Here is a 12,210-nt window from a genome sequence, read left to right as displayed (position 1 = left end):
CTGGTCCTTTCTTTCATTGTTTTTTTATCCTGCAGGAAATAGCGTATTCCTCTTCAGAGTTTGATTGACGAGCGGTTTTGTTTTCCCATCGTAATAAAACTTGTGTAACTTCCCAAGTAAGCTGTTGTAATTCCTCTGGAGTTAAAAATAAATGAGATACAATATGACTGCCTGTATTCGTTCCTTCTGTGCCGCTTTCTTCAATATAGAAATGAGCGGATTTTGCCTTGTAATATTTTTCAATAATTCCTCGTTTTTCTTTCGTGTCTACTAATTCAAGTAACCCTCCATCATATAAAATTTGAACGTGATAATGTACGCTACCAGCAGATTTATTTAGTTTCGTAGCTACTTGTTTTGCAGTGAGTGCTTCGTCTTTTAAAAGGTGAAGAATTTGAATACGTGTTGCATTGGAAATAAGTTTCTGCTGCTCAGCTGAAATAGTAAGTCTATCTTCAAACATTATAATATCCCCTTTCTTATAATCTAAATTTATTGTACATTCTAAAAAATTAGAACGTAAGAAAAATAAATCGTCTTTTTCCTCTGTTTTTCGACATAAATAAAAATAGCATGTACATAAACATGCTATTAAGTAATAGTAGATTCTTCATTAAGTTTCCCGCGATAAAACAGGTAAAGCCATATAAAACTTACAAATATACAGCATGTAGCTAGAAAACTACCAATTATTTGAGGAGAAAGGATTTCTAATAGCCATCCTGTAATGAGCATAGATAACTGTATAAGTGAACCATAAATAGAGTAATGAAAGGAAAAAACTTTACCAATCATATTTTCGTGTGTGTAAGTTTGAAGTAATGTCGTATCAAGTGGAACGATGATTCCTCCTGCTATGCGCATACAGAGCAATGTAATGATACCGAAAATAAGTTGATCGGATAGAATGAATCCAAGAAAGAAAACGCCTTGTAGGAAGTAGGCCCAACCAAATGCTTTTTTCATTTTTTCTTTATTGCTGGATATGTAAAGATTAACGAGAAGGCTTCCTATCATAAGCCCAGCCCCTTGAACCGTATATAAAATCCCAATGTTCGTGTGGAAAATTTTTTCGGCATAGATTGTTAGAAGTAGCTGATAAGCACCTCCAATAAGCCCCCATGAAATGCCTACAAGAATTAATATTAAAATGATTTTTGTTTGTAATATGTATGTGTAACCATCTTTTATATCAGTAAAAAATGCTTTTTTCTTCTTACAAGTATCATAAGAGGGAACACTCATATTATAAATAAAATAGGCCGAAATAAAGTATGATAGGCTATTTACTAAAAAAGCGAATTCAATATGTAAAGATTGTGCAATAATCCCGCCAAGAGAGGCCCCCATAATAGACATAAAACCATTTATTGTACTAGAAAGAGAGTTAGCAGTTACAAAATGATTTTGATGTACGATGTTTTTTAAGGTTGCTTGTTTAGCCGGCTCAAATAAACAAGAAAGTACGGATAAACATATATTAGAAATGAAAATAATCTCAATTTTATATAGTGCGAATAAGTAAGTGAGGACGATTATGCCTCGTAAAATATCGGTAAAAATCATAATATTCTTTTTAGAAAACCGATCTACAACTCCGCCTATGAAAGGACTAAGCAGAAGCTGAGGTAAACCTTTACTTATAAAGGTGAGTGCGATCATAAATGGAGATTCCGTTATGCTATAGACGAACGTTAATAAAGCTACAGTATGAAACCAATCTCCAAGCACACTTAATGTTTGCCCATAAAATAGTTTTTTGAAGTTATTATTTGTTTTAAGAAGCGCGGAATAAGAAACTGACATAAAAGATTAATCCTTATGTAATAATGATGCTTGAACTTGTTTTTTCCACTCACTTAAATACACTTTCTCCTCTGTAGGGAGTCCAACAGGTAATTGTGCAATCAATTCTAAACTATTTCCGTCAGGATCGTTAAAGTATATGGCGGCATGCGCTAATTCTGGAAAAACAATCGGTTCAATTGGTTCCATTTCAAAGTCTTTTCGTGCTGAAATTCCTTTTTGATTTAGCCAATGAATCGCATTTTTTAAATCATGTAAACTTACTTGAAAGGCGATGTGTCGTAAAGAGGGGTGATAATTCACTTTGTATTCTGTGCCTTCCCAAAGGCCGAGCCAACTTTCATTTTCCTTAATCCAAAAGAAAGCAATATCGTCTCCTCTTTTATATAATTTCAGTCCAAGTGATTCGTAAAAAGGGATAGACACTTCTAAGTTACGGACGGGTAAATGTGCTTCGTAAAGACCTTTAATCATTGTAATCCTCCTAAGTAAAAATATTTCTTATTTCATAGTAAACGTTTTCTTATTAGTTGAAATCAGAAAAAGGAGGGATATAACTTCATACGAAAGTATGAAAAAACAGCTCAAATATGAGCTGTTTTCTTATAGTTTTTCGTTCATTTGTTAAGGATAGGATATATTAGTATCCGTATCCGCCGCCACCCCAACAGCTACAGCCGATGATGATTAGAAGGATGAATAGTACGATAAGCAAAGCAAATCCACCGCCGAAACCAGCGCAACTTCCACCATAACTCATATGTTTTCCTCCTTTTGAGCAAGTTAATCTATATAATTCATGGACTACTGTATACAGTATGTTTTTCGTATGGAAAAGGAGCCAGTCTCTTTTGTAATTAGACAAACGCCTGTATGGTCATTTTGATTGTATATGGAGCTAGGGGTATGTGAAGAAATCGTTATATATTTCGCGATTTGTTCATAAAAAAATATAAAAATTGTAAAAAAAACCATTTTTATATTTTTTTATGAGAGGATTTGTACTATAATTTTACAAGTAATATTATGGGAAAAGGGAGTTTTAGTGAAGAGATGGAGATGGGACAACTACAAAATAAAATAGAAACTAAAAAGAAAGAGCTAATTCAACTTGTTGCTAGACATGGATTGGATCATGATAAAGTTTTGTTATTTAGCCGAGATTTAGATATACTTATTAATAAGTTTATGAATGTGAAAGATAAAGTACATAAATAAATAATTTGTAGTTTTTTATATTAAGATATTCAACGAAGAGGAGAGAGATATATTTGGAACATTTACAAGAAGAGCTATATAAACAAATAAAAGATGAAAAAGGTATTGTTACAATTTTTTTAAAGAGTGGCGTTAGAATAGTAGGAGAAGTTGTTGCAATAGACAAATTTACCGTTTTAATGTTAGTTGATGGAAAACAACAACTTATTTACAAGCAGGCTGTATCAACAATAATGAAATAAGACACTCGTACTGAGTGTCTTATTTCATTATTGCTTGCAAGCTTCAACGTCAATGCCAGCAGTTAATAATTTTTTTTCACCATCTTGCTCAATGATTTTTTGTAATTTAGATAGGAAAGAATCAAAGTTTGTATGCTTTGCTACTTGGAATGTCATTTTATGCTCAATTGGCAGCCACGTATCAATATCAGCTTCGTTATGCTGAATTTTTACCTCAAGCTTATCAAGTGCGTTAGCAACTTTTGCTTCGTACGTTTCTTTCGCTTCAAACTCCATCCATAAATCATATAATTCCTCGCCGAGAGAACCTTTTAATGTTCGTTTAATATTTAAAATTGCTTCTTGTTCATTTATTTGTTTTTGTAATTGTAATTCATGACTATTCATTGTATCAAAAGCAGGAATATCACCAGCTTCAGCTTCGACTAGATCGTGAATAATCACCATTTTAAGTAATTTTTCAATATTTACTTTCTGATCTAAATAAGGTTCGACTAAAATGGCCATTAGAGACATGCGCCACGTATGTTCAGCAACGCTTTCTTGACGTCCGTTAGAAAGCCAGCTATGTCGCATTTCATATTTTAGTTTTTCTGCTAGTGCAATGACTTGTAAAATGTTATGTTCCATCGTGATCCTCCTCATATTTCCATACTATAATTCTAATATGGAAATGAAATGTGTCAATTTTATGAGTATATTGCGATAAATAGATGATAAGCGTATAATAAACATTATATGTGAAAACGCATTATTAAAATAAAAAAATGTTTTATAAAAATGAAAAGGAAAGGGCAGGAATATGGGAGACGAAAATCAAGTGTTTGCTAGACCAGAAAGAAAAAAAAGAAAGTTTGATATTTCTAGCCCAGTGGGCATAATAGTAGGTTTTGCTATTGTAATAGCAGCAATTATGCTTGGCGGCGGTGGAATAAAAGCATTTAAAAACTTTTTAGATGTTTCATCTATTTTAATTGTTATAGGGGGAACAACAGCGACAATTGTTGTGGCATATCGATTTGGAGAAATAAAAAAATATACGAAAAGTATTTTTACTGTTTTACATAGAAAAGAAGAAGATTTAGAACAGTTAACGGATTTGTTTGTTGATTTTTCGAAAAAATCTAAAAAACACGGTTTGCTTTCTTTAGAGGTTGATGGAGAGCAGGTGGACAATCCTTTTATTCAAAAAGGAATTCGATTAATGTTAAGTGGTTACGATGAAGAGGAATTAAAAGAAGTGTTAATGAAAGATGTTGAAACGGAAGTGTATGAGTTAAGAAAGGGAGCGACATTATTAGATAAAATTGGTGATTTCGCTCCCGCTTGGGGTATGATAGGGACTTTAATTGGTCTTATCATTATGCTTCAAAACTTGCAAGACACGTCGCAAATTGGTACAGGGATGGCAGTTGCGATGTTAACGACCTTGTATGGATCAGTACTTGCAAATATGATTGCAATCCCTCTTGCTGAAAAAGTGTATCGTGGTATTGAGGATTTATATACAGAGAAGAAGTTTGTTATTGAAGCGATTTCAGAATTGTATCGTGGACAAATTCCGTCTAAATTAAAGTTAAAACTCGATACGTATGTATACGAAACAAAGATAAAAAAAGTAAAACGAGCAGCCTAATATTGCAAGGAGTGGTATGGTGATGATAAAACGACCGCAAAAGGGATCGCCTCGTTGGATGACGACTTTTACAGATTTAACGATGTTATTATTAACTTTCTTTGTATTACTAGTTGCTACTTCAAAGCAGGATGCAGTAAAATTGTCAAAGATGCTTGAAAAATTTAGTGATACGGAGCAAGTAGATGCAAAAGTAATGGAAAATACAATACCAGATATTTCTCATGAAAAAAATGATGAAAAAATGATCTCGAAAAAAAGAATGGATGAATTATATAAGAAGTTAAAAGCATATGTAGATAATAACGGTATTAGTCAAGTGAATGTATATCGAGAGGATACGGGAGTAAGCGTCGTTATAGTAGATAATTTAATATTTGATACGGGTGACGCGAACGTTAAACCAGAAGCGAAAGAGATAATAAGTCAATTAGTTGGGTTTTTCCAATCGGTACCAAATCCCATTGTTGTAGAAGGTCATACAGATAGTAGACCTATTCATAATGACAAATTCCCTTCTAACTGGGAGTTGTCTTCAGCAAGAGCAGCAAATATGATTCACCACTTAATTGAAGTGTATAATGTGGATGATAAAAGGCTAGCTGCGGTAGGATATGCAGACACAAAGCCAGTTGTACCAAATGATTCACCGCAAAATTGGGAGAAAAACCGTCGCGTTGTCATTTACATAAAAGAATAGTATATTGTCATTTTAATAATAAAATAATAAAAATACGAAAATTCTTTTAAAAAAATATTAAATTTTATCATTTTATTTTGTATAATGAGTGAGAATGATAAGGTGAAATATTAAGATATATTTATACATAGAAGGAGAGAATCAAAAAGAATGGCACATAAAATTTTAGTTGTAGACGATGCGATGTTCATGCGAACAATGATTAAAAACTTATTAAAAAGTAATTCTGAATTTGAAGTAATCGGAGAAGCGGAAAATGGAGTAGAGGCAATTCAAAAGTATAAAGAACTTCAACCTGATATTGTTACATTAGATATTACTATGCCAGAAATGGACGGACTTGAAGCATTAAAAGAAATTATTAAAATTGATTCAAGTGCAAAAGTTGTTATTTGTTCTGCAATGGGGCAACAAGGTATGGTATTAGATGCAATTAAGGGTGGAGCAAAAGACTTTATTGTAAAGCCATTCCAAGCAGATCGTGTAATCGAAGCGTTAACAAAAGTAGCAAACAGCTAATATAGAAGGGGTGCCACAAGGAATCTAAACATTGATAGCGGATATGCGTGTGGCCCCCTTTTTTCTTGCTTTAAAACACTAAATTGTTATACATAAATGAAATGTTTGTTAGACAGGTAGGGGATTAAAATGCAAACAGATCTATTAAATATATTTTTTGAGGAATCAGAAGAACATTTACAATCGTTAAATGAAAATGTGCTAACTTTAGAACAAAATCCCACTGATATGGATGTTGTGGGAGAAATATTCCGCTCAGCCCATACATTTAAAGGTATGTCAGCGAGTATGGAATTTACGGAAATGGCGGATTTAACGCATAAAATGGAAAACGTTTTAGATGAAATTCGTCATGGGAATATAGTTGTAAATGCGGAAATTATTGATGTGATTTTTGAGTGCATTGATAATTTAGAGAAGATGGTTGCAGATGTGCAGCAAGGTGGAATGGGCAATATTGATGTAGTTGCAACGAAACAGAAATTAGAAGCATTATTGAATGGCAATATAGAAATTCCTACTGAACATATAGAACAAGAAACTATAAATAACGATGATGAAGCTTCACATGAAGTGCATATAACTGTTGAGCAACAAGCTATTTTAAAAGCAGTACGTGCCATTATGTGTATTGAAGCGTTGCAAAATGTAGGTAATGTACAAAGAACAGTTCCAAGTATTGAAGAAATTGAAGCAGATGCTTTCGGATTTGAGTTCACAGTATTTATGGATACTGATCAAAGTGAAGAAGAATTAAAACAAGTAGTACTTCATGTTTCTGAAATTGAGAAAGTAGAAGTGAAGCAAGCACATATATCAAAAGAAGTAATTTCGGAAAAATTGTCTACACAAGAAGCCATACAAGAAGTTTCACAAGCGGCTACGCATGTGGAATCAACTAAAGAAGTATCTAAACAATCTACTAATGCTACACCAGCTAAAAGCGCTGCAAAAACGAAAAATGGTAAAGTGGAAAATCGTTCCATACGTGTTCAATTAGAAAAAATTGAAAGATTAATGAACATGTTTGAAGAAAGTGTAATTGAGCGTGGTCGTATAGATGAATTGGCACAAGCAATTCAAAACAAAGAATTAATTGAGCATTTAAATCGATTAGGCGATATTTCAAAAGATATTCAAAATGTACTTTTAAACATGCGTATGGTGCCGATTGAAACAGTCTTTAATCGTTTCCCGCGTATGGTACGTATGTTAGCGAAAGATTTAGGGAAAAAAATCGATTTACAAATTACAGGTGAAGATACTGAAGTCGATAAAATTGTTATTGATGAAATCGGTGATCCGCTTGTTCATTTAATTCGTAATGCAATTGATCATGGGGTTGAAACTGTTGAACAACGTCGTGATGCAGGTAAAAATGAGACAGGTACGATTAAATTAGAAGCGTTCCATAGTGGAAATCATGTCGTAATTCAAATTACGGATGATGGAAATGGAATTCATAAAGGGAAAGTATTAGAAAAAGCGATTAAAAATGGTGTTGTAACAGAATCTGAGGCAAATAAATTAACAGACCGTGAAATATTTGATTTGATCTTCCAACCAGGATTTAGTACAGCTGAAGTTGTATCAGACCTTTCTGGACGCGGCGTTGGATTGGATGTAGTGAAACATACAATCCATAGTTTAGGCGGACATTTAATTATTGATTCTGAAGAAGGAAAGGGAAGTACATTTAGAATTGAACTTCCATTAACGTTGTCTATTATACAATCTATGCTTGTTCAAACGAATGATAAACGTTATGCTTTACCTCTTGGTAATATTGTTGAAGCAATTCGAATCAAGAGAGAAGACATCCAATCCATACAAGGAAAAGATGTGTTAAATTACCGTAATCAAATTATTGAAGTGAAGCATTTAAGTACGGTATTTGGTGAGAAAACAGCAGATGAGGCGTTTGCGTCATATGATGGTCAAATGGTTCCTGTGTTAATTGTTCGTAATACACATCGCAGCTATGGACTTATTGTAAACACAATTATCGGTCAAAGAGAAATAGTCTTAAAGTCATTAGGTGACTTCTTTGCAGAGAGTTCTAATTATTTCTCTGGTGCGACAATTCTCGGTGATGGACGAGTGGTCCTCATTTTAAACCCAGAAGGTTTATAATAGGAATGAAGGAAAGCTCCCCACTTGTATACAATTGGGGAGCTTTTTGGTTAATCGTTACTAATCTAAAAATGGGAATAAATACATATTAACGTTTTATATAATAAGTTTGTTAAAATAAAATGAGAGTTTATATCATTTGATAGAAAAACAGAAATGAGGAGGCAGAGAAAATGCCTGAGCAACACACAAAAGGGGATACGAGCACAATTGTGCTAGAAAAAGAGAATGAGCATTTAACGCCTCAAGAATGCGATATTCTTGGCGAAATTGCAAATATATCATTTGGTTCAGCTTCGACTGTATTATCAACAATCTTAAATAGGCAAGTAAGCATTACTGCTCCTCGCATCGAATTGGTAGATTTATATGATTCAAGCGACGTCGAAGTTCCACACGTTGTACTAAACATTCATTTTACAAAAGGATTAGATATGGAAAACCTTCTTGTCCTTAAGCAAGATGTTGCATTATCCATTGCTGATTTAATGATGATGGGAACAGGTGAAGTGGAGGACGGAAAGGAACTTGGTGAATTAGAGCTAAGTGCTGTACAAGAAGCGATGAATCAAATGATGGGGTTCGCAGCTACATCTATGTCGGAATTCTTCCAAGATACAGTAGATATGTCTCCGCCGACAATTAAGGTTGTAAAGCTATCAGAAGAAATGGAGAAAATCTCGGAAATCGATGGGAATCAAACGATTGTTAAAGTATCGTTTGATTTAAAGATAGATAATCTTGTAAACTCTAAACTTGTGCAAATTGTTTCAGTTGAACATGCGAAACAAATGATAAATAAATTAATGCAATTATCTGGTGAAGTAGAAGAGCAAGACGAGCCAGCAGAAGTAGTGGAAACTGAGATTGTAGAAGAACAAGTTGAAAAAGAACATTTAACGCAAGAAGAGAAAGATGTCCTTGGTGAAATTGCAAATATTTCAATTGGTTCCGCTTCAACAGTATTGTCAACGCTGTTAAATCAGCCAGTTTCAATTAGTACACCGAATGTAGAAGCAATCAATGTTCGCCATTATGATGGAGTACCAGTCCCATTTGTTATTTTAAATGTTGATTTTGTTGAAGGACTAAAGAATGAGAATGTATTCGTATTTACGAAAGATGTCGCTTTAACAATGGTAGATTTAATGATGATGGGGACAGGGGAAGTTGATCCAGAGAAAGAACTTAGTGAATTAGAACTGAGCGGTATTAAAGAAATCATGAACCAAATGATGGGGCATGCTGCAACGGCGATGTCAGAAATGTTTCAAGAAAAAATGGACATGACGCCACCAAATGTTAAATTTGTAACTTTAAAAGAAGAAATGGAATATTTGGGAGAGTCAATGGAAGTGGACGAACTCGTTCAAATTACGTTCAACCTTGAAATTGGCGACCTGCTTCAATCAAAAATGTATCAAATTTTACCGATTTCAGAAGCGAAAGAAATGGTAAGAAGACTTCTATATCCAATGGTGGAAGAAGAAGAGATTGTTACGGAAGAAATTGAAGAAGAAAAAGTTGTGGAACCTGTTGTGCAACCTATTGAATTTAAAGAAGTAAAACAAATGGAACCAGTATACATGGACACATCCATTCTACAAAATGTAGAAATGAACGTGAAATTTGTATTTGGAAGCACAGTGAAAACCATTCAAGATATTTTAAGTTTACAAGAGAATGAAGCGGTTGTACTAGATGAAGATATTGACGAACCAATTCGTATTTATGTAAATGATGTATTGGTGGCGTATGGTGAACTTGTAAATGTAGATGGATTTTTCGGAGTAAAAGTGACGAAATCGCTATAAGTCGTTGAAATAGGAGTTTGAGCTAGTAGATGAAAAACGTAAAGTTTTTTCTAATGAGCTGGTTATGCATACATGTGTGCTTGCTCTTCCCGCTGCAAAGTAAGGCGGAAGAGCAAAATGTGCCAGAACAAAATATAAATGAAGTGAATGTACAAGAAGAGAATAAGGAAGTTCAAGAACAGCCAGAACAGGTAGAAATGAAGCAAGATAAAGAGGAACAACAAGAAGCAAAAAATGAACAAGAAACCGAAAAAAAGATAGAGACGGATCAAGGGGTTATTACAGTAAATAAGCAGGAATTAAAAGTTGGCGAAGAAGTGCGGGTTATTGTAGAACCAAAAGAGCAAAATGTTCAAAGTATAAAAGGTATTTTGCGCTTGCCAAAAAACGGCGATCAGTATGAACAAGAAAGAATGCTATCGTTTAAGTATGAAGAGGAAACGAAGCGATGGATTGCTAAATACAAGGTCGAAACTTTTGATTTGCAAGGTGATTGGAATCTTCAGCTCGTTCAAAGTTACAAAGAAAATGAGAAAGAAGAGCTTGTAGAAAATGAAGTGAAAGTCCCGCTCGTTCATATAAATAATGAAATGCCAACGCTAGATAAAGAGTTACCGAAGTTACATAAAGTTACGATTGATGAGACGAAGGGAAACGTAATTGAACGGAAACAAGGCGATTCTATACGTGTACGAGTGAAGGCAACAGACGTAGAATCAGCCGTGAAAGAAGTTCGTGTTACATTAAAAGGAAAAGAAAATAAAGAGACTACATTTTTATTAGATTACAATAAGCGCGATATGGATTGGCAAAAAGTATTTGAAATAACGGATGCGTTGCCAAATGGGACATACGAACTATTTGTAGAGGTAGTAGACGCGGCTGGAAATAAACTCGTTGAAGAAAGTGAGTATGTCGTTTCTGTTTTGGAGCAAAAAACAGAAGAGGATAAAAAGATAGAAGAACGAGAGAAAGAAAATAAATTAGAAAATAAATTAGAAGATAAGAAAGAAACTGAGAAGCAGGAAGACACGAAAGTAGAAATCCCGCTTCCAGAAGAAAAACCGCCAGTTGTTCAAATTCCGAAAAAAGAAGAGAAAGTAAACGATTTTATAAAAGAACCATTGAAAGAGAAAGAAAGAATTACTTATGTTATAAAAGAGCCTCTAACAGACAACAAGGAAGTAAATAAAGCGAAGGCTCAAAAAGATAAAGATAACAATCAAGTCATTTCGAAAAAGAAAGAGAAAAAAGAAGAGCCAGAAGATAAGAAAGAAGCTAAAAGTGACGAGGGAATACAGGCTTCTAATGTATTTGCTATTATGTCAGGTTTATTCGTATTGTTTTTAGTTTTAAAAAGTAATAAAGAATGGGGCTAATAATTTCATAGTAGTGGAGGCGCTTAGATGGAGATTAAACGTACGACAATTGAAAATAAGACGCTACAACCATTAAAACAGCCTGCAGCTATTTCAGAACATGAAATCCAGAAAGAACGAAAGCATAGTAATCTAGTGTTTACTGGACAGTCTAAAATTATATCGAAGAATAATGAAATAGGGATTTTACTTGCGAGTTTAGGCGATGGAAAGGTTATGAAGGAAATGCTTTCTAAAGAGATGGATACAGTATTACAACTCTTTAAGAAGTTACATACATTATCTGGAGAAGGAAAGCAAACAGATAAAATATTTGAACAAGTAATGAGAAGCTTACAAGGACTTGTTAAACAAGCTCATATAAAAGAACTTCCTTTGTTAGATGGCACGTATGATTTTGCTGAAGTACAACTATCATTTGGTAGAAAGGTACATATTCCGTTACTAGATGTAAGTGCACTCCTTTCTAGAGTGGAAAGTGATTCTTCAGAAGGAAATATAAATTTAATGGTAACGGTTATTACTGCTTATATAACGAAATTGTCTAACGAAACCATTTTAATTAGCGTTACAGATCGTACTGCTAAAGAGCGGGATGTAAGCGTATGGAGAGCACTTGCGGAAATGAATATGACACAATTATCACAGGCTTTGAAACATACGATGCAAGAACATAAATGGTCTATGACGTTTCTTTTTCTCTTTGTATGGATTGTTGCTATTATTTTAATTCGAGTTATATAAAAAGGTCGTCACAATGTAA

The 12,210-nt window shown here is 33.8% G+C and carries 14 protein-coding genes; 9 read left to right on the top strand and 5 right to left on the bottom strand.

The features are described from left to right. Positions 1-13: 13 nt before the first annotated feature. The 4 genes from ACTFRS_RS10100 to ACTFRS_RS10085 all read right to left on the bottom strand — a co-directional run bounded on the left by ACTFRS_RS10100 (position 14) and on the right by ACTFRS_RS10085 (position 2,566). The gene (locus ACTFRS_RS10100) at positions 14-463 is read right to left on the bottom strand and encodes an ArsR/SmtB family transcription factor (protein ID WP_242293477.1); all 450 of its coding nucleotides are present in this window, start codon (positions 461-463) and stop codon (positions 14-16) included. A 128-nt stretch (positions 464-591) separates the two neighbouring features. Further along, a complete protein-coding gene (locus ACTFRS_RS10095; protein WP_440023672.1) occupies positions 592-1,806 on the bottom strand; it encodes an MFS transporter in 1,215 nt (404 codons plus the stop codon). A 6-nt stretch (positions 1,807-1,812) separates the two neighbouring features. After that, complete coding sequence (locus tag ACTFRS_RS10090; protein WP_440023674.1) at positions 1,813-2,280, bottom strand: VOC family protein; 468 nt, start codon at positions 2,278-2,280, stop codon at positions 1,813-1,815. Positions 2,281-2,446: 166 nt separating this feature from the next. Continuing rightward, positions 2,447-2,566, bottom strand: coding sequence for a YjcZ family sporulation protein (locus ACTFRS_RS10085; RefSeq protein ID WP_000120179.1), 120 nt, complete (start codon positions 2,564-2,566; stop codon positions 2,447-2,449). 239 nt (positions 2,567-2,805) lie between these two features. Between ACTFRS_RS10085 and ACTFRS_RS10080 the strand changes: the two genes are divergently transcribed. Further along, positions 2,806-3,024: an aspartyl-phosphate phosphatase Spo0E family protein gene (locus tag ACTFRS_RS10080; RefSeq protein WP_002091864.1), complete on the top strand. Its 219-nt coding sequence runs from the start codon at positions 2,806-2,808 to the stop codon at positions 3,022-3,024. Between the two features lie 53 nt (positions 3,025-3,077). After that, positions 3,078-3,266 (top strand): RNA chaperone Hfq, encoded by a 189-nt coding sequence (hfq, locus tag ACTFRS_RS10075; RefSeq protein ID WP_440023676.1) that lies wholly within the window; start codon positions 3,078-3,080, stop codon positions 3,264-3,266. 27 nt (positions 3,267-3,293) lie between these two features. Here the strand turns inward: hfq and ACTFRS_RS10070 are convergent, their stop codons facing one another. After that, positions 3,294-3,896, bottom strand: coding sequence for an HD domain-containing protein (locus tag ACTFRS_RS10070; RefSeq protein WP_440023678.1), 603 nt, complete (start codon positions 3,894-3,896; stop codon positions 3,294-3,296). A gap of 172 nt (positions 3,897-4,068) precedes the next feature. On the opposite strand from ACTFRS_RS10070, the gene ACTFRS_RS10065 reads away from it, so the two are divergent. The 7 genes from ACTFRS_RS10065 (at position 4,069) to ACTFRS_RS10035 (ending at position 12,191) form a co-directional block, all read left to right on the top strand. Continuing rightward, complete coding sequence (locus ACTFRS_RS10065; RefSeq protein WP_074540183.1) at positions 4,069-4,902, top strand: flagellar motor protein MotP; 834 nt, start codon at positions 4,069-4,071, stop codon at positions 4,900-4,902. A gap of 22 nt (positions 4,903-4,924) precedes the next feature. Next, the gene (locus ACTFRS_RS10060) at positions 4,925-5,602 is read left to right on the top strand and encodes an OmpA family protein (protein WP_000596045.1); all 678 of its coding nucleotides are present in this window, start codon (positions 4,925-4,927) and stop codon (positions 5,600-5,602) included. A gap of 150 nt (positions 5,603-5,752) precedes the next feature. Beyond that, complete coding sequence (locus ACTFRS_RS10055; RefSeq protein WP_000940576.1) at positions 5,753-6,121, top strand: response regulator; 369 nt, start codon at positions 5,753-5,755, stop codon at positions 6,119-6,121. 129 nt (positions 6,122-6,250) lie between these two features. Continuing rightward, a complete protein-coding gene (locus ACTFRS_RS10050; RefSeq protein WP_139867953.1) occupies positions 6,251-8,254 on the top strand; it encodes a chemotaxis protein CheA in 2,004 nt (667 codons plus the stop codon). Positions 8,255-8,427: 173 nt separating this feature from the next. Further along, on the top strand, positions 8,428-10,068 hold the full coding sequence (locus ACTFRS_RS10045; RefSeq protein WP_001115020.1) for a flagellar motor switch protein: 1,641 nt from the start codon (positions 8,428-8,430) through the stop codon (positions 10,066-10,068). Between the two features lie 29 nt (positions 10,069-10,097). Next, positions 10,098-11,447 (top strand): transglycosylase, encoded by a 1,350-nt coding sequence (locus tag ACTFRS_RS10040; protein ID WP_440023681.1) that lies wholly within the window; start codon positions 10,098-10,100, stop codon positions 11,445-11,447. A gap of 27 nt (positions 11,448-11,474) precedes the next feature. Continuing rightward, on the top strand, positions 11,475-12,191 hold the full coding sequence (locus ACTFRS_RS10035; protein ID WP_071737496.1) for a hypothetical protein: 717 nt from the start codon (positions 11,475-11,477) through the stop codon (positions 12,189-12,191). The last annotated feature ends 19 nt before the right edge of the window (positions 12,192-12,210 follow it).

Source organism: Bacillus cereus group sp. MYBK139-1 (assembly GCF_051916915.1).
Taxonomy (GTDB): domain Bacteria; phylum Bacillota; class Bacilli; order Bacillales; family Bacillaceae_G; genus Bacillus_A; species Bacillus_A pacificus.
This window is presented reverse-complemented; position numbering and strand designations above follow the sequence as displayed.